Consider the following 23,454-nt stretch of genomic DNA (forward strand, 5'->3'; position numbering starts at 1 on the left):
GTCACAGGATCGCACCGGGGGCGTAGGCCGCGGCGCCCGGGAACCGGGCGGTGACCTGGCCGATCCGCTCCACCAGCTCGGCCACCTGACCCGCCGCCGCGCCCGTGAAGGAAATGCGGTCGGCGAGCAGCGCGTCGAGCTCGGTCCGGCCGAGGGGGAAACGGGTGTCGGCGGCCAGCCGGTCCAGCAGCTCGTTGGCCGCCCCTCGCGAGCGCATCGCCAGCGCCGACGCGACGGCGTGCTCCTTGATCAGCTCGTGCGCGGTCTCCCGGCCCACCCCGGCCCGGACGGCCGCCATGAGCATCTTGGTGGTGGCGAGGAACGGCAGATAGCGGTTGAGCTCGGCCTCGATGACGGCCGGGAACGCGCCGAACTCGTCGAGCACGGTCAGCATGGTCTCGGCGAGGCCGTCGAACGCGAAGAACGCGTCCGGCAACGCCACCCGGCGGACGACCGAGCACGACACGTCGCCCTCGTTCCACTGGTCGCCCGCCAGCTCCCCCGCCATCGACGCGTACCCGCGGAGGATGACGGTCAGCCCGTTGACGCGCTCGCAGGAGCGGGTGTTCATCTTGTGCGGCATCGCCGACGAGCCGACCTGGCCCTCCTTGAAGCCCTCGGTGACGAGCTCGTGCCCGGCCATCAGGCGGATGGTCTTGGCCAGCGACGACGGCGCCGCGGCGAGCTGCACCAAAGCGGTGAGCACGTCGTAGTCGAGCGAACGCGGGTAGACCTGGCCCACGCTGGTGAAGCGCCGCGAGAAGCCGAGATGCGCCGCGACCCGGTCCTCCAGGTCCGCCAGCCGCTCGGCGGACCCGAGCAGGTCGAGCATGTCCTGCGCGGTGCCGACCGGCCCCTTGACGCCGCGCAGCGGGTAGCGCTCCAGCAGGTCCTCGAGCCGCCCGAACGCCACCAGCAGCTCGTCGGCGGCCGTCGCGAACCGCTTGCCGAGCGTGGTGGCCTGGGCGGCGACGTTATGCGACCGGCCCGCCATCACCGTCGAGGAATGCTCGGCCGCCAACCGTCCAAGCCGGGCCAGCAACGCCACGACCCGGCCCCGGACCAGCAGAAGGCTGTCGCGGATCTGCAGCTGCTCGACGTTCTCGGTGAGGTCGCGCGAGGTCATGCCCTTGTGCACGTGCTCGTGCCCGGCCAGGGCGTTGAACTCCTCGATCCGGGCCTTCACGTCGTGCCGGGTGACCCGCTCACGCTCGGCGATCGAGGCGAGGTGGACCTGCTCGACGACCTTCTCGTAGTCGGCGACCACCTGCTCCGGCACGTCGATCCCGAGATCGGCCTGGGCCTTCAGCACCGCCAGCCAGAGCCGGCGCTCCAGCACGACCTTGTGCTCGGGAGACCACAGGCGGGCCAGCTCCGCCGACGCGTAGCGGGTGGCCAGGACATTCGGGATACGCGGCTTCGCACTCACGTTGCCTCATCCTATTGAGCCCGGCCACTCGTTGAGCCCCCGCCACCCGCTCGCTCCGCCGCCCTACGGCTTGAGGACCCGGTGGCGGATTACGTAATCACCATTCAGGGGGACCCTTGCTGGAGTCGGAGGCCGTCGCCGTAGTGGCCGAGCAGGATCCGGGCGCGGTCGTAGCCCAGCCGGCCCGGCCGGTTTCCGGGCAGATGCCGTCCGGGTCGGTGGTGGCGCGGCGGTGCGGTCCGGGGCGGTATTCGGACAGGAACAGCGGGCCGCGTTGGCGGCCTGCGACCACCGGGGCAGCAGGTGGGCGGTGTCGGTGCCCCAGGTGATCCACATGGTGTCGCCGCCCTTGACGGTGACCCCGGGCCTGCTTGTTGGGCAGGTCGAGGTCCTCGATGTTCAGGGCGAGCACGGCGCTGGCGCGGGAGGCGGATTCGTAGAGCATCCGCCACAGCGTCTTCTCCCGCACCGGCACGTCGCGGTGTCGGCACAGCCGATCGATCCGGGAGCGGGACACGGCCTTGGTGTCGTCGTTGTTCTCGCGCCGCCGCTCGGCCGAATCCGGCAGGATGGGTGCGGTCCAGTGCTGCTTGGCCGCGCACCAGGTGAGCCAGGAGCCGACGGCGGCGCGGTTGCGGTTCCAGGTCGCCGCTTCGCGGTGCCCCAGAGCGCGGTGAGCGCCACGGCGATCTCGTCGTCGGCGACGTCGGCCAGCGCTCGGTCCGGGCCGAGCGTCTCGGCGGCCCGATCGAGCACGTTCGTGTAGGCGGGAAGGGTGTTCGGGTTCGTCCTGATCTTCGGGGAGTCGAGGAAGGCGTCGATGGCGGCGCGGACGGTCGGCCCGCCGGTCTTGCCGGGTGCGGTCAGCCGAGTGCCGAGTTTGGTTACGGTCGCCGCCATCGTCGCCCTCGATTCGGTCGACCTACCGGATAACGCGCACGAGTCGCGGCCCTGAAGCATTACACGGGCGCGAAGAGCCAACCCTGCAGGCAACAGTCGACTCAGCGGACTGTCGGAGCTGGCAGCGTGACCGCCTCGCGCAGCTCGGCGGTGGCCTCGGCCATGAGCTGAGCGAGGGTGGTGTCGGGCTCGGCTAGCCAGCGGGGCATGGCGCGCCGGTGGATCGCCAGCACCACGTCGATGATGAAGCGTGCTTTGCCGGGCTCGACGCCGCGGCGCTCGAGCGCCGGTGCCAGCGCGTCGGCGATGTCGACGAGCTTGATCAGATCGCGCTCGGCCAGTGCCGGGTTGGCGGCGATCACTCTTCCCCGGCGCAGCAGGAAGTCGCGTGGGCGGAAGATCTCCTCGGCTGTTCCCAGCGCGGTCAGCAGCGCCTCGATCGGGGTGAGGCCCGGGTCGGCCGCCTCGACCTGGGCGACGAGGTGGGCCTCGAGTTCGTTGCCGGCGAAAAGGACTTCCCGCTTGTCGGGGAAATAGCGATAGAAGGAGCGCTCCTTCAGACCGGCGGCGCCTGCGATCTGCGCGACCGAGGTGCGCTCGAACCCCTGCGTCTCGAACAGCTCGAGCGCCGCGCGTTCGAGCCGGCCCTGTGCGTCGGATTCCCATCGTGGCATACCCACCAGGGTACGACAACAGGAGCTGTTATCAGCTGGTACTGTCAATGACAACAGATGCTGTTATCAGCCAGGAGATCGTCATGAAAGCTCTGCAATTCGACCGGTTCGGTTCCCCGGACGTGATCGTGCTCCGCGACGTCCCACAGCCGGAGCCGGGACCCGGCCAGATCCGGATCGCCGTGCGGGCGTGCGGCCTGACTCCGGCCGACTGGCACGTCGTCGACGGTCTCCTCGCCGACCATCTGCCGCCGCTGCCGCGCGGGCTCGGCCTCGAGGTCGCGGGCACCGTCGACGCGCTCGGTGAGGGCGTCACCGGCGTCCAGATCGGCGACCGCGTGTTCGGCCCGGCCACCTTCGACGGCCCGACGGCCGGCGCCGCCGAGTACGCGCTGATGCCGGCCTGGGCACGCATTCCCGAGGGCGTAACCGCCGAGCAGGCCGCCGCGCTGCCGATGGCGGCCGAGACGGCGTGGCGCGCGCTCGACGACCTCGGCGTCCAGCCGGGTGAGCTGCTGCTCGTCCACGGAGCGGGCACCACCGTGGGTGAGGCGGCGGTGCGCTTCGCGCTGCACCGGGGTATTCGGGTGATCGCCACAGCCGGGCCGACTCGGGCCGCCGCCCTGGAAGAGATCGGCGCCCAGGTGACCGCCTACGGCGAGGGCATGGCCGAACGCGTCAGCGCACTGACCCCAGGCCCCGTGGACCGCGCCCTGGACACCGCGCCGACCGGGGGCCGGATCGACCGCGCGGACAAGCCCAGCCCGGCCGGAGGCTCGCTACCGACCTTGATCGAGCTGACCGGGGATCCCGACCGTGTCCTCACCGTCTCGGACTTTGCCGCCGCAGCCGAACTGGGCGTCCGGATCACCACCGAGATACGCTACGACCAGATGAATGAGTTCGCCAGGCTCGCCGGCGAAGGCATTCTGGTCGTACCGGTCGCCCGCACCTACACCCTCGGCCAGATCCAGGAAGCGGCCAAGCTCAGCCAATCCCGCCGCCCCGGCGGCAAACTCATGCTCGTCCTGTGATCGCCCTGCCAGTTTGATAAAGCGAGACCACCTCGACGAGGAACGGGGCCAGGCCTCTTTTCCTCGTCCGGGCACCTTGTCCTGTCCGGCGGTCAGAACAAGGTGTCACGTACCCGCAACGGCCGGTACCCGGTCGGGCCGAGCTGGGCGAGTTCACCTTCGATGTCGATATCGAAGGCGCCGAAAAAGTTGATGCTCTCGCTGTGCGCCGGGGAGATGTGGCGTGATGGCCTGCGGCACGACAACCGTCCACCAGCGTCGCCTCACCGCATGCCCCCCGCCTGTCATGTCCCGTTTTGGCGCAACCTGTCGCCATGGCCGCACAGCATCGTACGGACTCCTGCTGGCCTCGGCACCTCGCCCTGCCCAGCCGGCCGGTTAGGGCGTCAGCCCGAGCTCGCGCAGTTGCGCGGGTCGCAGCGGCCGCCAGCCGCTGGTGTCGAGCTTGGCCAGCTCCGCCTCCACGTCCACGTTGATGACGCCGAAGAAGTTGATGTTGTCGCTGTGGCCGGGCGAGATATGCGACAGGATCTCGTCCGGCACGTCCCGGCCGTGGGAACGCAGCTCCAGCACCGCTCTGGAATTATTCGGGCGTCCAGGCGGCCACCGCGTTGGTCAGCAGGGTCAGGCACCCTCGCGTCCAAGAACGAGGGGCATACCACGATCACCGAGGAGCTCTGCTCCTGGATCCTCGACCAGCTTCCGTAGCCCGGCAGCTCACACATGTGGAGGTCGGGACCCCGGGGATCGGGCGGGGTCCCGACAGCGGGCGCCGCACGCGCGTGGATTCCCGCTCGAACGTGGCGGGATAAGTCCGGCGCGATAACGCGACCAGCGCCCACCGGCATGGCCGCCACTGACGTCACGCCGGTCACACCACGGTCACCCGGTCGGTCGGCCCGGTGAGAAGGCGTCGCCCGCGTTCCCGGTGGCGTCGCCTTACTTGGCCGGGGCCAGGGCCTCCTCGTCGTAGACCGTGACCTCAGGCTCGCCCGACGGAGCCTTGGGCGTACGGCGCAGCCGCTCCTTGGCCCGCTCGACCATCGTGTAGAGCGTCGGCACCAGCACCAGCGTGAGCAGCGTCGACGAGATCAGCCCGCCGATCACGACGATCGCCAGCGGCCGGGAGATGAATCCGCCCGAGCCCGTCACGCCCAGCGCCATCGGAGTCAGCGCGCAGATCGTCGCGATCGCGGTCATCAGAATGGGCCGCAGCCGCCGCCTGCCGCCCTCCATGACAGCCTCCACGATGCCCAGGCCCTGCGCGCGGTACTGGTTGATCAGGTCGATCAGCACGATCGCGTTGGTGACCACGATGCCGATCAGCATGAGCATGCCGATCAGCGCCGGGACGCCCAGCGCGGTGCCGGTCGCCAGCAGCAGCCCGATCGCGCCGGTCGCCGCGAACGGAATCGACACCAGCAGGATCAGCGGCTGCACCAGGCTGCGGAACGTCGCCACCATGATCATGAAGACGATCGCGATCGCCAGCAGCATCGCCATGCCCAGGTCGGAGAATGCCTTCTGCTGGTCGGAGCTCGCGCCGCCGATCTCGTACTTCACCCCCACCGGCAGCGACAGCGTCTTGAGCTTCTCGGTCACCTTCGCCGTGATCGCGCCCAGGTTGGAGGCGTCTGCCGCACCGGACACGGTCGCGGTCCGCTCACCGTCCTGCCGGGTGACCTGCGTGGGACCGCCGGCCTTGATCACCTTCGCGACATCGCTCAGCTCGATCAGGCCGCCCGCCGTGGGAATCTTGATCTTCTCGATCGCGGCCAGGTCGCCGGGCGCGTCACCACCCCGCAGGACGATGTCGCTCGACCGCCCGTCCAGGTCGAGCGAGCCGATCGGCGCGCCGCGGAAAGCCTGCGCGACGAACTGGCCGATCCCGGCCTCGGTCAGCCCCTTCGCCGCGGCCTTCTCCCGGTCCACGTGGACCTCGACGCGCGGCGCGCTGTCCTCCAGGTTGGACGCCACGTCCCGCAGACCGGCGATCCCGCTGACCGCGTCGCGCACGGTCGTGGCGGCCGTCCGCAGCTCGGCCGTGCCGGAGCCCTGCAGGATGACCTGCAGCTGGTCGGAGTTGAACCCGCCCCCCTGCCCGCCGACGGTGATGTCTCCGACGCCCGGCAGGGCCTTCAGCCGGTCCCGCAGCGTCTGCTCCACCACGGGAGTCTCCGCTCCCTCCGCGATCGAGACCGAGAACGACGCGCGGTCCGCCCCGCCGCCCAGGCCGCCGAGGAACCGGTTGCCCCCGCCGACCGTGACCTGGTAGGACCTGACCTCCGGAAGCGAGGCCAGGACGGACTCCACCTTCTTCGCGGCCGCGTCCGTCGTCGCCAGGTCGGTCCCGACCGGCATCCGCTGGCTGATCTGGGTCGTGTCGTTACCGGAGGAGTCGAGGAAGTTCGTCCGCAGGTTCGGCGCGAGCGCCATCGTCCCCACGAAGATCAACACGCCGATCAGCAAGGTGAACACCCGCCGTCGCGTCGCGAACCGCAGGACCGGCACATAAGCCCGCTGCAGCGGGCTACGCAGCTCCTTGCGCTCCGCGTCCTCCCGTACGGCTTCCGCCTCCTGCGGCGTGAGCTTCGGAGCCTTGAGGAACCAGTACGCCAAAACGGGGATCACCGTCAGCGCCACCAGCAGCGACGCCAGCAGCGCCACCGTGACCGTGATCGCGAACGGGCCGAACAGCTGGCCGACCAGGCCGCCGACGAACGCGATCGGCAGGAACACCGCCACCGTCGTCAGTGTCGAGGCCGTCACCGCCCCCGACACCTCACGCACCGCGGTGATGATCGCCTGCCGTTTCGGCTCGCCGTACGTCAGGTGTCGTTTGACGTTCTCCAGCACCACGATGGAGTCGTCCACCACCCGGCCCACGGCGATGGTCAGAGCGCCCAGCGTCAGCAGATTGAGCGAATAGTCGCCCACCCACAGAGCGATCAGCGCGATCACCACCGACAGCGGAATCGACACCGCCGTCACGAGCGTCGACCGGACCGACAGCAGGAACACCAGGATGATCAGGACCGCGAAGGCCAGGCCCAGCAGGCCCTCGGTGGTGAGGTCCTCGATCGAGCGTTCGACGTACGGCGCCTGGTCGAACACCACGGTCAGCTCCGAGGCGTCGCCCAGCGCGCGGGTCAGAGCCGGCAGCGCGGCGTTCACGTCGTGGGAGATCTGGACCGCGTTGCCGTCGGGCAACATGGTGATCGACACACCCAGGCTGGGCCTGCCGTTCGTCCGCGTCAGCGTCGTGGCGGTCGCGTCCCGAACCTCGACTGTAGCCACATCGCCCAGCTTGACCGGCTTCGGCTTCGGCAGCGCCTTCACCGGCACCTTCCCCGGAATGCCCGGAATGCCCGGCGTCCGGGACTGCCCGGCCGCGAAAGCGGTGGGCGCGGCGGGAGAGAGGTAGAGATTCTTCAGGTCGTCGACGGTCTGGACGCGGTCGCCGGTCTGCACGGTGAGCGACTTGCCGTCCTCCGTGAGACTACCCGCCGGGATCGCCACGCCGTTCGACCGCAGCAGGTCCGGAATGGCGGCCGCCGACAGGCCGAGCAGCGCGAGCTTGCCCTGGTCCGGCGTGATCACGACCTGCTTCTCCCGCGCGCCGCTCACGGTCACGTCGCGCACGCCCGCGATCGATCGCAACTGCGGTGCCATCACCCGCTCAAGCTTGTCCAGCATGCCGTGCGGGTCGTCGCCGGCGCCCACCGCGATGACCATTACGGGGATGTCGTCGGTGCTACCCGCGACGACCTGCGGGTCCACGCTCGCCGGGAGTTGCGGCTTGACCCGGCTCACGGCCTGCTGCATCTTGCCGACCATGCCGTCGATGTCGGTGCCGTAGTCGTAGGCCACCTGGATCTGCGCCACGCCCTCCCTTGAGGTCGAGGTGATGCCGGTGACGCCGGTGATGCCCTGGAAGGCGCTCTCGATCGGCTTGGTGACCTGCTCCTCGACGATCTCGGGCGACGCGCCCGGATAGCTCGCCACCGCGAACGCCGCCGGGAACTCCAGCGACGGGAACAACTGCTGCTTCAGCGAGGGGATCGCGAAGGCGCCGAACACGCCCAGCACAAGCGCAATCATGATGACGAGACTGCGATTGGCGAGGCTGAGCCTGGCCAGGGAGGTCATTCGACGAGCTCCTTCATACGACACCGACGAACGTTCGGCCACCATAACACTTCGCTTGGCACGAACATTTAGCTTTGCCCATTAAGTCCTGGTAACCTCTCGCGAGAGGTGAACGTGAGCGACTGTCGAGCAGGGCGGCGCGGCCGCACAGGCGGCGAGCCAGTGGAACGGCCCGCGACCTGGCCCGCGCAGCAGGAGCCCACCGCAGACGAGCCCCATGAGGAAGCCGCGCAGCAGTCCATGCAGGACCCAACGCGAGGCGCGGCCTTCACCCCCGTGCAGGGCTCCGGCGACGACCAGAGCACCGACCGGCCGGAGATCATCGCCAGGCTGGCCGAACTGCAGCGGGGCCTCGGCCGCTTCTTCGCCCGCGACCGGTCCATGCCGATCATGGCCTCCAACCTCACCATGCAACAGCTCAAGGTCGTGGTGCTCCTGTCCTACCAGGGCTCCACCTCGGGTCAGGAACTGGCCCGCCACCTCGGCGTCGGCCTCGGCACCGTCACGGGGATCGTGGACCGGGTCGTCGCCCAGGGCCTGGCCACCCGCAGGGAGGACCCCAACGACCGGCGGATCCGCCGCGTAGAGCTCACCGAAGCCGGACGCCGGCTCACCACCGAGATGCTCGACGCCGGAGCCGCCGGATACCGCCGCCTCCTGGAGCGCCTCGACACCGGCACCCTGCGCACCATGGAAACCGTCATGGGCAAGATCCACGAGGCGATGCGCCAGATGGAAGCCGAAGACCACGCGGGCGACCACCAAGCCCCCTGACCCGGCGCGACCCACACCCCACCCGAACCCGCCACACGCAACCTTTCCCCGCCATAGCGGCACGCCTACTCGGGCACAGATAGGGCCTCAACCGATGCCTGGACATGGTGGCTGCTACCTTGCCCGGTTATGTCGTCGTACATCGAGGGGCTGTTCTCGCTCGCGGGCCGCGTCGCCCTGGTCACCGGGGGGAGCTCCGGCATCGGGTACGGCATGGCCGAGGCGATCGGCCGCGCCGGGGCCGCGATCGTGCTCGTCGCCCGCCGCGAGCCGGAGCTGGCGAAAGCCGTACACCGCCTGGAGGAGCACGGTGTGCGCGCCGCCGCGATCAGCGCCGACCTTGGTGACCGTACGGCCGTCACCCGCGTGTGCGCCGAAGCGGCCGGCTTCTTCGGCGACATCGACATCCTCGTCAACGACGCCGCCAACAACATCCGCCGGCCCATGGCCGAGCTCACTCCCGACGACTACGAAGAGACCATCGCGGTCAACCTCACCGCCCCGTTCCTTCTCGGCCAGCACTTCGGGCCGCGCATGGCCGAGCGCGGCTGGGGCCGGATCATCAACATCGGCTCCCAGCAGTCGATCAGCGCGTTCGGCGACAGCGGCGTCTACGGAGCGGCCAAGGCGGCCATCTGCGGCCTGTCCCGCTCGCAGGCCGAGGCCTGGTCGAAGGCCGGCGTCACCAGCAACACGATCATCCCCGGATTCGTGCTCACCCCGCTGACCGAGCCGGCCCAGGCCGTGCCGGGGCGCGTCGAGGCCCTCGCCGCCCGTTCCATGATCGGCCGCAACGGGATCCCCACGGACTTCGCCGGCGCCGCGATCTTCCTGGCCGGTGACGCCTCCGCGTATGTCACCGGCCAGGCCATCTGCGTCGACGGCGGTTTCAGCGTCCACTGACGGCGCCCCCAGACTCGCGGGCACCGACCACACCGACCAGGCCCACCACGCAGGCCCACCAGGCCGACAGGCCCGGCGGTCGGCTGCGACGTGTGGCGGGTCATTTGCGGCGGATCACCCGGTGGCCGGTGCCCTCGTGCCACACCTCGATCACGAGGTGCTCCCCCGCCTCGTCGACGCGAGTGACGACGACCTCGGTGACGTCGATTCTGAACAGGTGGAACTCCTGCCCTGGCGGCCCCCCATAGCGGGCATGGACCTCCGGGTCGGCCACCTCGACGGCTCTGCCCGCCAGCTTCGCGTCACCGCTCCACGCACCGGGATTCGCCTCGTCCGGATCGTCTGACCCGCTGTGCAACGCCAGCCGCGGATCCCGGCGCAGGTCGAGCGCCTTGACCGCTCCCAGCATCGACCCCACCCAGGCCTCGCCGTCCTTGAACTCCACCTCTGTCCCGCTGATCCTGGGCGAGCCGTCCTTGCGGAGCGTGGCCATCGTCTTGTGCTTGTGCTTCCCCATGATCGACCGGACTTTCGCGGCCAGCTCGGGGATCTCCTGCTCGATCGTCTGCCATGACGCCATGCCGACATCCTGCCGCCCACCACCGACATTCCCGGCCCGGCGGAGGAACGGCCGGTGGAGCGACCTCCCACAGTCCCGCTCAGGTCAGCGGCGCCTTCAAGCCGGCGTCGCTTTCACGCCACTCCCTCCAGCCCACGCCTCTGGCGCCGGGATAGGCTTCGCTCGATAGGACCCCCGGCTTGACTTAGACCGCGCTCGAACTCGCAGACTGGTCCCCATGGACGAGGGCATGACGATCGCGCAGGTCGCGGAGCGCACCGGGCTGACCGCCCACACGCTCCGCTACTACGAGCGGACAGGCCTGCTGCTCGAACCGCCCCCGCGCGGCGGCAACGGCCACCGCCGCTACACCGACCGGGACGCCGACTGGATCCGCCTGCTCAGCCGCCTGCGCGGGACCGGCATGTCCATCGCGGGGCTGCGCCGATACGCCGACCTCGCCCGCCGCGGGGAGGACACCTACGCGGCCCGCAAGGAGTTGCTGTTAGCCCACCGGGCCGAGGTCGTCGCCAAGATCGAGCAACTCCAGGACGACCTCGCCCACGTCGACTACAAGATTGAAATTTACGACAAACTGATGGGGGAACGATGAAGCGGCACACGCTCGGCCAGGGCCTGCGGACTCCGGCGCTCGGGCTCGGATGCATGGGGATGAGCGAGTTCTACGGCCCCGGCGACGACGCCGAGTCGATCGCCACGATCCACCGGGCGCTCGACCTCGGGATCACTTTCCTGGACACCTCGGATGTCTACGGCCCGTTCACCAACGAACAACTGGTCGGCAAGGCGATCGCCGGCCGCCGTGACGAGGTCGTGCTGGCCACCAAGTTCGGCATCGAGCGGCGGCCCGACGGCACCCGCGTCGGCGTCAACGGCCGCCCCGAATACGTGCGGCGGGCCTGCGACGCCTCCCTCGCCCGCCTCGGGGTCGACCACATCGACCTCTACTACCAGCACCGCGTCGACCCGGCCGTCCCGGTCGAGGACACCTGGGGAGCACTCAAGGAGCTCGTCGAGGCCGGCAAGGTCCGCCACCTCGGGATCTCCGAGGCCGCCCCCCAGACGGTACGGCGGGCGCACGCCGTCCACCCGATCACCGCCGGACAGTACGAATACTCCGTTTTCACTCGCGACATCGAGGACACGCTGCTGCCCACGCTCCGGGAGCTCGGCATCGGCCTGGTCGCCTACAGCCCCCTGGGCCGCGGCATCCTGACCGGCGCCTACACCAACCCCGACGATCTCGCCGGCAACGACTTCCGGCGCCACAACCCCCGCTGGCAGGGCGACAACTTCGCCACCAACCAAACGCTCGCCACCAAGGTCGGCGAAGTCGCCACGAACATCGGCGCCACGCCCGCCCAGGTGGCGCTCGCCTGGGTCATCGCCCAAGGCGACGACATCGTGCCGATCCCCGGCACCAAACGCGTCAACCGCCTCGAGGAGAACGCGGCGGCCACGGAGATCCAACTCGGCTCCGGCGACCTCGACGTGCTGAACTCGCTCGCGTCCGGTGTGTCCGGCCAGCGGTACGACGAGACCGGCATGGCCAGCGTCAACCGCTGACACCCGATCCGGGCCCGGTACGGCTCCGCCCGCGAGAGCCGTACCGGGCCGACACCGTTCAAGTCGAAGGTTCGCTCCCCCACCACACCGAAAACTCCGGCCACCCGCACCGGCGCGGCCAGGACGGGCCCAGCCGCGCCGAAGAGCGCTGAGCCCGACGCCGATTTTTCGTGGGGTGCTGCCCTGGCTGCTTGGTTTTGGAGGCTAATGGGTTGAGTCAACCGAACCCTCCGCCTTTACAAAGTAAATTAGGCCCGTAGGAGTCCGACCACGGTGGCATAGCTGGGCGCGAAGTTGGAGTGGCAATCGGCGAAACGCCGTCGAGCCCGTCTCTCCCTGCCGCAATACGAAGGCGAGGTCTCCAGCATCGACATGCGGCAGATCGAACACACTCATGCGGGCCTTACCTCCGGGCTGGTGAACATGTCCCGCCAGGTGGGTGCGCAATCGGCCTCGCCGTGCTGACAGCCGTCGCAGCAACCACCAGCTACAGCCACAGAATCGCCGCCGCCGGCGGCGATCGGTGCTGTGGGATGCTGGTCGCGTGACGTTGGAGGACCTTGTCCGGCTGCGCCGAGCCCGTGACCTCATGGACCGCGACTACGCGAAGCCGCTCGACGTTCCGGCGCTGGCCCGCGCCGCCCTCATGTCGCCGGGCCATTTCTCCCGCAGCTTCCGCGCCGCCTTCGGGGAGACGCCCTACAGCTACCTGATGACGCGCCGGATCGAGCGGGCCAAGGCCCTGCTGCGGCGAGGTGACCTGACGGTGACGGAGGTCTGTTTCGCGGTCGGATGCACATCCCTGGGATCGTTCAGCTCGCGGTTCACCGAGTTGGTCGGCGAGAGCCCGAGCTCATACCGGGCCCGCCGCCATGACGAGGGCGCCACCGTCCCGGCATGCGTCGCCAAGATCCACACGCGACCGATCAGGAATAGAGAGCCGAAGCCTCCCCCGCCCATAGCGTGAGACGCATGGACATCAAGCTTTCACAGAGTTTCATCGCCGTCGATTGTGTAGCAGATTGGAGATGCGGATGACTTCTCAGCTCGTCGCGCTCTGCTTCGATGCGAACGACCCGCTCCGTCTCGCGCGCTTCTGGGCCGGAGTCCTGGGCTGGGAGATGGCCAACGACCCCCACGATGGCATCACGCTCCTGCCGAGCGATGACACCGGGTTCAGGATCCGATGTCTTCCGACCCAGGAGAAGAAGACCGGCCCGAACCAGATGCACTTCGATCTGACGAGCACGTCCCTCGAGGACCAGGAGCAGACGGTGGCGAGGTCGCTCGGACTCGGTGCGCGGCACATCGACATCGGGCAACGCCCGGAGGAGGGTCATGTGGTGCTCGCCGACCCCGAAGGCAACGAGTTCTGCGTCATCGAGCCGGACAACAAATTCCTCGCTGACTGCGGATTCATCGGAGCGCTCGCGTGCGACGGTTCGCAGGAGGTCGGGTACTTCTGGAGCGAAGCGCTGGGCTGGCCGTTGGTCTGGGACCAGGACCAGGAGACCGCCATCCGCTCGCCGCACGGTGGTCCGAAGATCACATGGGGCGGTCCGCCAGTGGCGTCGAAGACCGGGAAGAACAGACTGCACTTCGACCTTGCTCCACCTACGCACGGTGATCAGCAAGCGGAGGTCGACCGTCTCATCTCCCTCGGAGCGACTCGAATCGACATCGGCCGGCGCGAGGTCAGTCAGGTAGTGATGGCCGATCCCGATGGCAATGAGTTCTGTGTGCTGACCTCCCGATAGCGTGACCAGACCCGGAGGCGCGCCTCCACTCCACCCGGGGCACGATGTGATGCCTCGACGGCCGCCCGTGCCCTCCAGGCCGCCGCCAGCAACCTGGGCGCCACATGGTGTCATGCCCGCTCAGCATCGCCTAGACAGGTCAAAATCAACGTCGTTTGGGGGTCATGACAGGCTTCTTACCGACGCCCCTTCTACCGGGACGTTCCCGGCTTCGAGGTGCGCAATGACGTCGGGGCAGGGTCGGGGCTGCCGATGCCGTACATGCCGGAAAGCTCCGACACGGCCTGCACCATGAGATCGCGTAGCTCGGGCGGTTCCAGGACCTCGACGGATGCTCCGAGGCGGAGGAACTGCCACCGGGCGTGCCGGATCGACTCGATGGGAAGCATGACGCGGGTCCAGCCGTCGCCGTCGGTGACACCGTCGGCCAGGGCCTTGTCGACGACGTCGTCGCCGATCGTGTACCGCAGGAGGCCCTCGATCTCCGGTGCGAGCCGTACGACGGCGTGGGCAGTGTACATGCGGGAGGCGAAGTCGGCGGCGAACTCCCGCCAGAACGCGACCAGGTCGAAATCCGCCGGCCGCTTGAACCGCTCATCCAGGACGTCCACCCCGATGATCCGGCTGACCCGATAAGTCCGGACGCTTTCCGAGCAGGCGGCCGCCAGATACCACGACCCGCCCTTGAGGACGAGACCGTAGGGGTGGATCAGGCGCTCGACCTCGGAGGGCCCCCATCGGCGGTAGCGGAGCCGGACCACGCGGTCCTCCCAGACGGCCTCCGCGACCTGCGTCAGGAACGGTGCGTCGTCGCTGCTCCGGTACCAGCCGGGCACGTCGAGGTGGAACCGCTCCCGCATCCTGGCGGCGTGGGAGCGTGGCTCCGGCGGCAGCGCGGCGAGGAGCTTCAGCTCGGCCGCCGCCGCGACGTCCGCCAGGCCCAGCTCCGCGGCGGGGCCGGGAAGGCCGGCCAGAAACAGGGACGACGCCTCCTCGGCGGTCAGCCCGTTCAGCCGAGTGCGATACCCGTCGAGCAGCCGATATCCCCCGAGCGGCCCCCTGTCCGCGTAGACCGGCACGCCGGCCGCCGACAGAGCCTCCACGTCGCGGTAGACCGTACGGACCGATACTTCCAGCTCGGCGGCCAGCTCTGAGGCGTTCATGCTGCCGCGGGTCTGTAACAGCAGCAGGAGGGACAGTAACCGGCTCGCGCGCATGCGTCCAGTCTGCCACCTTTACAACGTAGATTCATTTGCTTTGCGCACAACCACCATGTTCAAATGCACACATGGAGAGTGCCAACCGCATACGCGCCATCATGGGCGCGCTGCGCACGTCCGACAGCGTCTCGGTCGCCGAGCTGGCCGCCCTCTACCAGGTCTCCGAGATGACCATCCGGCGCGACCTGGACGAGCTGGCCCAGCAGGGCGTGGTCAGGCGCGTCCGCGGAGGCGCGCTCAGCCTGCTCCTGCGCGGCGAGGAACCGCCCTTCGGGGTGCGGGAACGGGAGGCGACCGACGCCAAGCGGCGGATCGCGGCCGAGGTCGCGGGCCTGCTCGCCGACGGCGAGGCCGTGCTGCTCGACGGCGGCACCACGGTGCTGGAGGTCGCGCGGGCGATCCGCGAGCGCCGCCTGACCGTGCTGCCCCTGGCGCTCCAGGCCGCTCAGGAGCTCGCCACCGCGCCGCGCATCCGCCTCGTCCTGCCGGGAGGCGAGGTGCGGCACGGCGAGATGAACTTCGTCGGCCCGCTCACCGAGACCTCCATCAGGGCCCTCCGGTTCGACACCGCGGTAATAGGCTGCTGCGGCCTGTCGGCGGAGCACGGCCTGACCGCCCACGACCTGCCCGAAGTGGCCATCAAGCAGGCCGCGATCATGTCCGCCCGCCGCGTCCTGGTGGCCTGCGACTCGGGCAAGTTCACCCGCACCGCCTTCGGCGCCGTCTGCCCGCTCGACAGGCTCGATGTGGTGGTGACCGACGACGGCATCCCCCAGGACCAGCACGACGCCCTGACCGCCGCGGGAGTGACCGTCCGCGCCGTCCGCGCTGTCCAGGCCCTCCCCGCGACCCCGTGACCACGGATACCACTGCCCCACTGCCCCACTGCCCCACCCCTGGAGCGTCCCGACATGGCTCTCACGGCTCTCCTCTCCCCCGCCCGGCCGTCCCCGCTCCGCGCCCGCGTGGCCGTCTTCGGGCTGTTCCTGCTCGCCGGGATGGCCATCGGCACCTGGACGGCCCGCATACCCGCCATCAAGAGCGGCCTCCATCTGAGTGACGGCCGGCTGAGCCTCGGACTCCTCGGCATCGCGGCGGGAGCGATCACCGGCATGCAGGTCGTCGGCCGTCTCGTCGACAGGTACGGCAGCGACCGGGTCATGATCCCGATGGCCCTCGCCCAGGGCGTCGTCCTGGTGATCCCCGCCTACATGCCCGGCCTGGTCACGCTGGCCCTGGCCCTGTTCCTGTTCGGCGCCGTCCACGGCACGCTCGACGTCGCGATGAACGCCAACGCCGTCGTGGTCGAGCGCGCGTACGGCAAGCCGATCATGTCCTCGTTCCACGCGGTGTTCAGCATCGGCGGGTTCGCCGGGGCGGCGGCCGGCGGCCTGTTCGCCCACGCGGGTGTCAGCCCCGGCGTCACCTTCGCCGTCGTCGGGGCGGTGGTCCTCACCATCGCCCTGCTCTCGTCCCGCTGGGCCATGCGAGACGATCCCCGCCGCCACACGCCGCCGCCCACGGACCCGCCACCCTCCGGCACCGTGGCGGCCGGCCATCTGACCGAGCCGGCGGACGGCCGGGCACCGCGTTCGCTGGACCCCGTGACTGTACGGCGGCGCCGGACGGCGGGCGGGGCCCTGTTCCTCGGTGTGCTGGCGTTCTGCTGCCTCGTCGGCGAGGGAGCCTCCGCCGACTGGAGCTCGGTCTACCTGCGCGACGACCTCGGATCCTCACCCGGCTTCGCGGCCGCCGGATACGCCGCGTTCTCGATCATGATGACGGCGGGACGTTTCGCCGGTGACCGGCTCGCCGCCCGCCTCGGCCCCGTGATGCTCGTCCGGTGCTGCGGCACACTCGCTGCCGCCGGGCTCGCGATCTCCCTCCTGATCGGCCGGCCGGTGGCGGGCGTGATCGGCTTCGGCCTCTTCGGCGCGGGGCTGTCGTGCATCATCCCGCAGGTCTTCTCGGCCGCCGGGCATCGCGATCCCGCGCAGGCGGGGCGCGCTCTGGCAACCGTGGCGAGCCTCGGCTACACGGGCTTCCTGGCGGGGCCGGTGCTGATCGGAGGGACCGCTGAGCTGCTCACCCTTCCCTATGCACTGTTCGTCCCGGCCGTCCTGGCGCTGTTCGTCGCCTTCGCGGCTCCGGCCGTACGGTCACCTCGGACGCAGGCCGCGGGCGAGGCGTCCACCACGGCTCCCCCGCCCCGCGCCCACGCGTGACCTCCCTCGATCGCCAGGCCACCTCGACGTCGGCAGGAGGGCGGGGGTGACGTGGGGGGGACGTGAGGGGGGCGGGGGCGAGTGGGCATGCGCGCACGCTCGCCGGGCGAGCCCGAAGACGGCGAGTGGGCGCGCCGTCTATCAGGTCCACGTCATTCGTCCGCGAAGTCTCCCCCGAGGCTGTCGGTCCGGGGAGGAACCGCGAGGGGCAGGCGGAAGAGGAATCGCGCGCCGCCGAGGTGAGAGTCCTCCACGTGGATGGACCCGGAGTGCGCGCGGGCGACGTCCATGACGAGCGCCAGGCCGAGGCCGGTGCCCTTCCCGTCGCGGCGGCGGCCCTCCTCCAAGCGGGTGAAACGCTCGAAGACCCGTTCCCGGTCCCGCTCCGGGATGCCGTGCCCGTCGTCGGACACGACCAGCTCCGCGAAGCCGTCCCGGCCACGCGTGATCTCGACCTCCACGGCGCTCTCGGCGTGCCGCTGGGCGTTGTCGAGCAGGTTGGTGAGCACGCGGCACAGGTGCTCGCGCACGCCGCAGACGACCACTCCGGAGATGAGCCTGACGCTGACCGGCACCCGGTCCACGCGCCCGCTGACCACCTCCTTGACCACCTCGGCCAGGTCGAAGAGCTCGGGATCGGCGTCCTGGCCCGATCGGGTCCTGGCGAGCACCAGCATGTCGGCGATGATGGCCTCCACGCGGTCGAGGTTGCCGAGCACGCGGCCGAGCAGGAGGTCGTAATCCGTGTGGTCGGGATGGAGCCGCGCCTCCTCGACTTCCAGGCGCAGCCCGGCGAGCGGGGTGCGGAGCTCGTGGCAGACGTCCGAGGAGAACTGGCGTTCACGCTCGCACTGGTCCAGGGTCTTGTTCACGCTGCGGGTGAGCTGGACGATCTCATCCTGGCCGGGAGGTAAGGACACGTGATCGTGCCGGTCGCTGTCGTTGATCTCCGAGAGCTGCGTGCAGATGCCCTTCACGAGCCGGCGGGTCCGCCTGGTCACCTTCCACACGGTCGCCGCCAGCACGACGACGGCGATCGCCTCCACTACGCACACGTGGACGGGGACCGTCAGGGGGAGGGTCAGGAGGAGGGTCCCGGTCTCCGGGGAGGATCCCCCATGAGTCAGGGGCGGACCCATGGCGGCCAACGACGAAAGAGCGGCCCACCGGTCCGTGAACCGGCGCCGTCCCCCGCGCTTCCCGGCGTGCTTAAGCGCCGTCCTCAAAAGCCTGTTCGGCACCTGCATGGCACGCGATCCCCCATCTCGCACCATATGTGGTTTTAGGACCTAAGTCACAATTTGCCCCATCAAGATACAGTACTGCTGTTTATGCTCGATTGACCGGTTCGTCAATCTTCACAAGCGGGGGGCGAGTTCCTCGTAGCCGAGCTTCAGGACGAGAGCGGTCACCACGCAGAGCAGGACCACCCGCACGAACCCGGCCCCGCGCTTCAACGCCATGCGGGCGCCGATCTGGGCCCCGGCGATGTTGCAGGCCGCCATGCCGAGCCCGAGCCCCCACAGCACGTGACCCTGGAGACCGAAGACGATCAGCGCCCCGAGGTTGGTGCCGGTGTTGATGACCTTCGCGGTCGCGGAGGCGTGCACGAAGTCCATGCCCAGAATCGAGGTGAACGCGATGAGCAGGAACGTGCCGGTCCCTGGCCCCAGGATGCCGTCGTAGAAGGCGATCGCCATCCCGGCCACCGCGACGGCGGCCACCACCCGGCCCCGCGTCCGCAGATGCGGGTGCGGCATCCGCCCGAACGCCGGCCGCAGCGTCACGAACGCCGCAACCCCGAGCAGCACGACCATGACCAGTGGCTTGAGCACCGCCGCGTCCAGCAGGGCCGCGGAGGCGGCGCCGAGCCCCGCGAAGGCCACGGCCAGCAGCCCGGACGGCACGGCCACCGCCCGGTCGAACTTCGTCCTGCGGGCGTAGGTCACCGCGGCGGAAGCCGTACCGAAGATCGCGGCGGACTTGTTGGTGGCCAGCGCCTGAACGGGAGAGAGGCCGGCCAGGATCAGCGCCGGAAGCTGCAGCAGCCCTCCCCCGCCGACGACGGCGTCCACCCAGCCCGCGGCGAGCGCCGCCAGAAGCAGGAGCACGATCTGTCCGGCCTGCATGCGGCGCGGCCCTCCTCTTGGTCCAGTCCAGGTCCTGACCTCAGACTCTTTTGACCATGCCGAGACTAGCCGCCGTCGCGCGGGGCCCCGCGCTCAGATGTCCTGGCCCTGGTCGTCGTTGCCGGGAGGCATCGGCGTACGGCTGCCCGTGCCGCCCCCGGAGGGGCTCGGTGTGGGCTGCCGCGGCTCCGGCGACGTCGGCACCGGCGGCGGCGTGGGGACGAAGTTCGTGGCCGGCAGGGGCCGGGGCGGCGCCGGATCCTCGTCGCCGCGGAACACGAGCAGCCACAGCACGACCATCAGCACCAGGACCAGCGTGGCCAGCAGCGCGGAGGCCAGGACCACCGACCGGCGCGTCGAGACCGGCGGCGGAGCGGGCGCCGGCGGAGCGGGCAGCGCGGGGTCGCGGTCGCCCAGCCAGTGGGGCACGAACTCCGGCCCGTGCCGTTCGCCGATCAGCGTCCCGGAGACCATCACCGGGTCGAGGAACCGCTCCGCGCCCGGCCCTCCCGGCACGTACGGCACGGCCACCCAGGGGGCGTGGCCGTCCTGCATCGCCACGACCGGGGGCGAGTCGGCCGCCACCCGGCCGCGGACCCGTTCGACCAGTGAGGCGCCCCAGCCGCGGATGCCTGTGCGGCGCTGCTCGGCCTCCTTGATGGCGGTCACGAACCGGTCCCTGGCGGCCGCGTCGAGCGCCGCCCCGCTGGTGAGAACGGCCACGGAAACCGCCCGACCGTCGGGCGCCTGGCCGAGGTAGACCAGCCCGGCCGGCGCGGTCCGCAGACGCGCCTGCAACACGAACGGCCCCAGGTGGGGCGGGTCGCCGTACTGCAGCGGAGTGACCATCACCTCATGAAAACACACGCACCAGCGAGGTGTGTGTCCATGCGGTCGCACGGGCAAATGAGCAAGAAATGGATTCTCCCGCCGAGTCACGATTGAATAACGTGCATGACCGTTGCCGATGAACGCAGTGACCCGGAGCCGGGAAAGGCCGTGGCGACCCAGGAATCGGAGGCGGACCTCGAGGTGCTGCACGACGCCATGACCCAGGTCCGGCGGGTCATCGTCGGCCAGGACCACATGGTCGAGCGGCTGCTGGTCGCCCTACTCGCACGGGGGCACTGCCTCCTGGAGGGCGTGCCGGGGGTCGCCAAGACGCTGGCCGCCTCCACGCTGGCGACCGTGGTGGGCGGCACGTTCGCCCGGATCCAGTTCACCCCCGACCTGGTGCCGAGCGACATCATCGGCACCCGCGTCTACCACCCGAGCTCCGAGCGGTTCGACGTCGAGCTGGGTCCGGTGTTCGTCAACTTCCTGCTGGCCGACGAGATCAACCGCGCGCCGGCGAAGGTGCAGTCGGCGCTGCTGGAGGTCATGGCCGAGCGGCAGGTCACGCTGGCCGGGCGCACGCACCCGCTGCCGAGGCCGTTCATCGTGCTGGCCACGCAGAACCCGATCGAGTCCGAGGGCGTCTACCCGCTGCCGGAGGTGCAGCGCGACCGGTTCCTGTTCAAGGTGCGGGTGGCCCATCCGAGTGCCCACGAGGAGCTGGAGATCCTGCACCGGATGAGCGTCCGCCCGCCGGTGCCCCGCCCCGTGCTCGACCCGGCGCGGCTGCTGAAGCTGCAGGACCTGGCCGAGGAGGTCTCGGTCCACCAGCTCGTCGCCGACTACGTCGTACGGCTGGTCATGGCCACGCGGGCCCCCTCCGAGTACGGCCTGGGCGACCTGGAGGAGACGATCGAGATCGGCGTGAGCCCCCGGGCGACGCTGGGCCTGATCGCCGCCGGCCGGGCGCTCGCCCTGCTCCGGGGTCGTGACTACCTGCTGCCCGACGACATCCAGGACGTCGCCGTCGACGTCATGTCCCATCGGCTGATGCTGACCTTCGACGCGCTGGCCGACGACGTGGACGCCGAGGACGTGGTGCGCCGCATCCTGCAGGCCGTGCCACCGCCGCTCGTCGTGTGGAGCAACCCGGGGCCGCGGCGGGAGGACCGGCGGGAGGACAGGTGAGCGGCCGGTGAGCACGGAGGGAATCCGACGCGGTGAGCGAAGCGGCACGCGGGGGACGAGCGGCCCCCGAAGCGAACGAGGAGCGGTGAGCGGCCGGTGACCACGACGCCCGAGCAGGCGCTGCGGCGGCTGGAGCTGACCGTGGTGCGGCGGCTCGACGGGCTGCTGCACGGCGGGCACCAGGGGCTGATCCCGGGGCCGGGCAGCGAGCTGGGCGACACCCGCGTCTACGTGCCCGGCGAGGACGACGTGCGGCGGATGGACTGGGCGGTCACCGCCCGCACCACCACGCCCCACGTGCGCGACCTCATCGCCGACAGGGAGCTGGAGACCTGGGCCCTCGTCGACCTGTCGGCCAGCATGGAGTTCGGGACCGCCGACGTCGCCAAGCGCGACCTGGTGATCTCGGCCGTGGGCGCAATCGGCTTCCTGGCGAGCCGGATCGGCGACCGGTTCGGCGCCTACATCCTGCACGGGGAGGACGTCCACCGCTACCCGGCGCGGCCCGGCCGGCCGCCGCTGTACGGGCTGCTCCACTCCCTGCTGAGCGCCCCGCCCGCGCGGGGGGCCACCGACCTCGGGCAGGCGGTCGAGATGATGTCCGCCGCCCACGGCAGGCGCGGCCTGAGGGTGATCGTGTCCGACTTCCTGGACGACCCCGGCGGCTGGGAGCGGCCCATCCGCCGGCTGGCCGCCCGCCATCAGGTGCTGGCGGTGGAGGTCATCGACCCGCGTGAGCTGGAGCTGCCCGACGTCGGCCTGGTGACGCTGGCCGACCCGGAGTCCGGCCGCACCCGCGACATCTTCCTGTCGAGGCAGATCAGGGAGCGCTACGCGGAGGCGGCGTCCGAGCAGCGGGAGTCGACCCGGATCGCGCTGCGCCGCGCCGGGGCGGGGCACCTGGTCCTGCGCACCGACCGTGACTGGGTGTTCGACATCGCCCAGTTCGTCCTGCGGCAACGGCGCACCTCCCACCTGATACGCCGCACGGCCACAAGAGGGGGAGGAAAGTGATCTTCCTATCGCCCGGCTGGCTCTGGCTGTTCGTCCTGGTGGTCGCGCTGGCCGCGGCGTACGTCGCGCTGCAGTTCGCCCGCCGCCGCTACACGGTGCGCTTCACCAACCTGGCGCTGCTGTCGCTGGTCGCCCCCGAGCGCCCGGCCTGGCGGCGGCACGTCCCGGCGGCGCTGTTCCTGGTCATGATGAGCCTGCTGATCCTCGGCGCGGCCAGACCGGCGGACGCCGTCCGGGTGCCCCGCGACCGCGCCACGATCATGATCGCCGTGGACATCTCGCTGTCCATGGAGGCCGGGGACGTCCCGCCGACCCGGCTGATCGCCGCCAAGCAGGCCGCCCAGCAGTTCGTCAACGACCTGCCCGAACGCTTCAACGTCGGCGTGGTGGCCTTCGCCCGGTCGGCGGCCGTGGTGATCTCCCCCACGACCGACCACACGGCCGTCAACACCGCGATCTCCAACCTGACCACGCGGCCCGGCACCGCGATCGGCGAGGCCGTGTTCAACTCGCTCGACTCGATCAGGTCGTTCGACCAGCGGGCGGTCACCGACCCGCCGCCCTCCGCGATCGTGCTGCTGTCCGACGGGGACAACACCTCCGGCCGGTCGGTCAACGAGGCCATCGAGGCGTCCACCGGCGCCAAGGTGCCCGTCTCCACCATCGCGTACGGCACGCCCGAGGGCACGGTGACCATCGACAACAGGCCCATCCAGGTGCCGGTCAACAAGGCCACGCTGAAGTCACTGTCGGACGGCACGGGCGGCCGGGCCTACACGGCCGAGTCGGGCAGCGAACTCCGCGACGTGTACGCGCAGATCGGCACGTCACTCGGCTACAAAGTCGTCCACCAGGAGGTCACCCAGCGGTTCCTCATCGCCGCGATCGTCGCCGGGCTCCTGCTCGCTGGGGCGGCCATGCTCCTGGGCGCCCGGCTGCCCTGAAAGTTCACAAGGTCCGCCGCCCTGTGAACGGCCCTAGGGACGGCCCTGTGAACGGCCCTGTGAACGGCCCTGTGAACGGCACGCGGAAGCGGTGACTCACCATGGTTCAGTTTCCGGTAAAAGCCCTTTGGCCC

23 protein-coding genes are annotated in these 23,454 nt (G+C 70.3%); 13 read left to right on the forward strand and 10 right to left on the reverse strand.

Features of this window, described 5'->3' with window-relative positions; genetic code table 11:
- Position 1: 1 nt before the first annotated feature.
- Together purB and N5079_RS23025 are read right to left on the reverse strand one after the other, a co-directional pair.
- Complete coding sequence (purB, locus tag N5079_RS23020; protein ID WP_261586052.1) at positions 2-1,429, reverse strand: adenylosuccinate lyase; 1,428 nt, start codon at positions 1,427-1,429, stop codon at positions 2-4.
- Positions 1,430-1,526: 97 nt separating this feature from the next.
- Complete coding sequence (locus N5079_RS23025; RefSeq protein ID WP_261586054.1) at positions 1,527-1,946, reverse strand: hypothetical protein; 420 nt, start codon at positions 1,944-1,946, stop codon at positions 1,527-1,529.
- Between the two features lie 258 nt (positions 1,947-2,204).
- On the opposite strand from N5079_RS23025, the gene N5079_RS23030 reads away from it, so the two are divergent.
- Entirely contained in the window at positions 2,205-2,384 is a 180-nt protein-coding gene (locus N5079_RS23030; RefSeq protein WP_261586055.1) for a hypothetical protein, read from the forward strand.
- A 46-nt stretch (positions 2,385-2,430) separates the two neighbouring features.
- On the opposite strand, the gene N5079_RS23035 is transcribed toward N5079_RS23030, so the two are convergent.
- On the reverse strand, positions 2,431-3,003 hold the full coding sequence (locus N5079_RS23035; RefSeq protein ID WP_261586056.1) for a TetR/AcrR family transcriptional regulator: 573 nt from the start codon (positions 3,001-3,003) through the stop codon (positions 2,431-2,433).
- Between the two features lie 83 nt (positions 3,004-3,086).
- On the opposite strand from N5079_RS23035, the gene N5079_RS23040 reads away from it, so the two are divergent.
- Entirely contained in the window at positions 3,087-4,037 is a 951-nt protein-coding gene (locus N5079_RS23040; RefSeq protein WP_261586057.1) for an NADP-dependent oxidoreductase, read from the forward strand.
- Positions 4,038-4,415: 378 nt separating this feature from the next.
- On the opposite strand, the gene N5079_RS23045 is transcribed toward N5079_RS23040, so the two are convergent.
- Positions 4,416-4,610, reverse strand: a complete 195-nt coding sequence (locus N5079_RS23045) for a transposase (protein WP_261586058.1) — start codon at positions 4,608-4,610, stop codon at positions 4,416-4,418.
- Positions 4,611-4,976: 366 nt separating this feature from the next.
- Complete coding sequence (locus N5079_RS23050) at positions 4,977-8,138, reverse strand: efflux RND transporter permease subunit (protein WP_410007822.1); 3,162 nt, start codon at positions 8,136-8,138, stop codon at positions 4,977-4,979.
- Positions 8,139-8,348: 210 nt separating this feature from the next.
- Here N5079_RS23050 and N5079_RS23055 point away from each other — a divergent pair, with 210 nt between their 5' ends.
- Together N5079_RS23055 and N5079_RS23060 are read left to right on the forward strand one after the other, a co-directional pair.
- The gene (locus tag N5079_RS23055) at positions 8,349-8,960 is read left to right on the forward strand and encodes a MarR family winged helix-turn-helix transcriptional regulator (RefSeq protein WP_261586060.1); all 612 of its coding nucleotides are present in this window, start codon (positions 8,349-8,351) and stop codon (positions 8,958-8,960) included.
- 129 nt (positions 8,961-9,089) lie between these two features.
- On the forward strand, positions 9,090-9,863 hold the full coding sequence (locus N5079_RS23060; RefSeq protein WP_261586061.1) for an SDR family NAD(P)-dependent oxidoreductase: 774 nt from the start codon (positions 9,090-9,092) through the stop codon (positions 9,861-9,863).
- Positions 9,864-9,963: 100 nt separating this feature from the next.
- Here the strand turns inward: N5079_RS23060 and N5079_RS23065 are convergent, their stop codons facing one another.
- Entirely contained in the window at positions 9,964-10,443 is a 480-nt protein-coding gene (locus tag N5079_RS23065; protein ID WP_261586062.1) for a pyridoxamine 5'-phosphate oxidase family protein, read from the reverse strand.
- Positions 10,444-10,660: 217 nt separating this feature from the next.
- On the opposite strand from N5079_RS23065, the gene N5079_RS23070 reads away from it, so the two are divergent.
- The 4 genes from N5079_RS23070 to N5079_RS23085 all read left to right on the forward strand — a co-directional run bounded on the left by N5079_RS23070 (position 10,661) and on the right by N5079_RS23085 (position 13,766).
- Positions 10,661-11,035 carry a MerR family transcriptional regulator gene (locus tag N5079_RS23070; RefSeq protein WP_261586063.1) on the forward strand — a complete coding sequence of 125 codons (375 nt, stop codon included), beginning with the start codon at positions 10,661-10,663 and terminating at the stop codon, positions 11,033-11,035.
- Entirely contained in the window at positions 11,032-12,009 is a 978-nt protein-coding gene (locus tag N5079_RS23075) for an aldo/keto reductase (RefSeq protein ID WP_261586064.1), read from the forward strand. Before N5079_RS23070 ends, N5079_RS23075 begins: the two co-directional genes overlap by 4 nt.
- Positions 12,010-12,598: 589 nt before the next feature.
- A complete protein-coding gene (locus N5079_RS23080) occupies positions 12,599-12,976 on the forward strand; it encodes a helix-turn-helix transcriptional regulator (RefSeq protein ID WP_261586145.1) in 378 nt (125 codons plus the stop codon).
- A 67-nt stretch (positions 12,977-13,043) separates the two neighbouring features.
- A complete protein-coding gene (locus N5079_RS23085; RefSeq protein ID WP_261586065.1) occupies positions 13,044-13,766 on the forward strand; it encodes a VOC family protein in 723 nt (240 codons plus the stop codon).
- A gap of 191 nt (positions 13,767-13,957) precedes the next feature.
- On the opposite strand, the gene N5079_RS23090 is transcribed toward N5079_RS23085, so the two are convergent.
- Complete coding sequence (locus N5079_RS23090; RefSeq protein ID WP_261586066.1) at positions 13,958-14,983, reverse strand: helix-turn-helix transcriptional regulator; 1,026 nt, start codon at positions 14,981-14,983, stop codon at positions 13,958-13,960.
- 71 nt (positions 14,984-15,054) lie between these two features.
- Between N5079_RS23090 and N5079_RS23095 the strand changes: the two genes are divergently transcribed.
- Positions 15,055-15,843, forward strand: a complete 789-nt coding sequence (locus tag N5079_RS23095) for a DeoR/GlpR family DNA-binding transcription regulator (protein WP_261586067.1) — start codon at positions 15,055-15,057, stop codon at positions 15,841-15,843.
- Positions 15,844-15,897: 54 nt separating this feature from the next.
- Positions 15,898-17,211: an MFS transporter gene (locus tag N5079_RS23100; protein ID WP_261586068.1), complete on the forward strand. Its 1,314-nt coding sequence runs from the start codon at positions 15,898-15,900 to the stop codon at positions 17,209-17,211.
- Between the two features lie 152 nt (positions 17,212-17,363).
- Here N5079_RS23100 and N5079_RS23105 read toward each other — a convergent pair whose 3' ends face one another.
- From N5079_RS23105 to N5079_RS23115, 3 genes are all read right to left on the reverse strand, one after another.
- Positions 17,364-18,350 carry a sensor histidine kinase gene (locus N5079_RS23105; RefSeq protein WP_261586069.1) on the reverse strand — a complete coding sequence of 329 codons (987 nt, stop codon included), beginning with the start codon at positions 18,348-18,350 and terminating at the stop codon, positions 17,364-17,366.
- Between the two features lie 219 nt (positions 18,351-18,569).
- Positions 18,570-19,340: a sulfite exporter TauE/SafE family protein gene (locus tag N5079_RS23110; protein WP_261586070.1), complete on the reverse strand. Its 771-nt coding sequence runs from the start codon at positions 19,338-19,340 to the stop codon at positions 18,570-18,572.
- Positions 19,341-19,433: 93 nt separating this feature from the next.
- Positions 19,434-20,189, reverse strand: a complete 756-nt coding sequence (locus N5079_RS23115) for a hypothetical protein (RefSeq protein ID WP_261586071.1) — start codon at positions 20,187-20,189, stop codon at positions 19,434-19,436.
- Between the two features lie 198 nt (positions 20,190-20,387).
- Between N5079_RS23115 and N5079_RS23120 the strand changes: the two genes are divergently transcribed.
- The 3 genes from N5079_RS23120 (at position 20,388) to N5079_RS23130 (ending at position 23,320) form a co-directional block, all read left to right on the forward strand.
- Complete coding sequence (locus tag N5079_RS23120; RefSeq protein ID WP_261586146.1) at positions 20,388-21,362, forward strand: AAA family ATPase; 975 nt, start codon at positions 20,388-20,390, stop codon at positions 21,360-21,362.
- A gap of 96 nt (positions 21,363-21,458) precedes the next feature.
- Positions 21,459-22,376 carry a DUF58 domain-containing protein gene (locus N5079_RS23125; RefSeq protein ID WP_261586072.1) on the forward strand — a complete coding sequence of 306 codons (918 nt, stop codon included), beginning with the start codon at positions 21,459-21,461 and terminating at the stop codon, positions 22,374-22,376.
- Entirely contained in the window at positions 22,373-23,320 is a 948-nt protein-coding gene (locus tag N5079_RS23130) for a VWA domain-containing protein (protein WP_261586073.1), read from the forward strand. The genes N5079_RS23125 and N5079_RS23130 overlap by 4 nt, the downstream gene beginning before the upstream one ends.
- Positions 23,321-23,454: the final 134 nt, after the last annotated feature.

The sequence above is a fragment of the Planotetraspora sp. A-T 1434 genome (assembly GCF_025420585.1).
GTDB lineage: Bacteria > Actinomycetota > Actinomycetes > Streptosporangiales > Streptosporangiaceae > JAOEGB01.

Bases quoted from the DNA above. Each gene is read 5' to 3' on its own strand.
- N5079_RS23035 (WP_261586056.1), bottom strand. From the start codon at position 3,003: ATGCCACGATGGGAATCCGACGCACAGGGCCGGCTCGAACGCGCGGCG.
- N5079_RS23040 (WP_261586057.1), top strand. From the start codon at position 3,087: ATGAAAGCTCTGCAATTCGACCGGTTCGGTTCCCCGGACGTGATCGTG.
- N5079_RS23050 (WP_410007822.1), bottom strand. From the start codon at position 8,138: ATGATTGCGCTTGTGCTGGGCGTGTTCGGCGCCTTCGCGATCCCCTCG.
- N5079_RS23060 (WP_261586061.1), top strand. From the start codon at position 9,090: ATGTCGTCGTACATCGAGGGGCTGTTCTCGCTCGCGGGCCGCGTCGCC.
- N5079_RS23065 (WP_261586062.1), bottom strand. From the start codon at position 10,443: ATGGCGTCATGGCAGACGATCGAGCAGGAGATCCCCGAGCTGGCCGCG.
- N5079_RS23070 (WP_261586063.1), top strand. From the start codon at position 10,661: ATGGACGAGGGCATGACGATCGCGCAGGTCGCGGAGCGCACCGGGCTG.
- N5079_RS23075 (WP_261586064.1), top strand. From the start codon at position 11,032: ATGAAGCGGCACACGCTCGGCCAGGGCCTGCGGACTCCGGCGCTCGGG.
- N5079_RS23080 (WP_261586145.1), top strand. From the start codon at position 12,599: ATGGACCGCGACTACGCGAAGCCGCTCGACGTTCCGGCGCTGGCCCGC.
- N5079_RS23085 (WP_261586065.1), top strand. From the start codon at position 13,044: ATGACTTCTCAGCTCGTCGCGCTCTGCTTCGATGCGAACGACCCGCTC.
- N5079_RS23090 (WP_261586066.1), bottom strand. From the start codon at position 14,983: ATGCGCGCGAGCCGGTTACTGTCCCTCCTGCTGCTGTTACAGACCCGC.
- N5079_RS23095 (WP_261586067.1), top strand. From the start codon at position 15,055: ATGGAGAGTGCCAACCGCATACGCGCCATCATGGGCGCGCTGCGCACG.
- N5079_RS23100 (WP_261586068.1), top strand. From the start codon at position 15,898: ATGGCTCTCACGGCTCTCCTCTCCCCCGCCCGGCCGTCCCCGCTCCGC.
- N5079_RS23105 (WP_261586069.1), bottom strand. From the start codon at position 18,350: ATGGGTCCGCCCCTGACTCATGGGGGATCCTCCCCGGAGACCGGGACC.
- N5079_RS23110 (WP_261586070.1), bottom strand. From the start codon at position 19,340: ATGCAGGCCGGACAGATCGTGCTCCTGCTTCTGGCGGCGCTCGCCGCG.
- N5079_RS23115 (WP_261586071.1), bottom strand. From the start codon at position 20,189: ATGGTCACTCCGCTGCAGTACGGCGACCCGCCCCACCTGGGGCCGTTC.
- N5079_RS23120 (WP_261586146.1), top strand. From the start codon at position 20,388: ATGACCCAGGTCCGGCGGGTCATCGTCGGCCAGGACCACATGGTCGAG.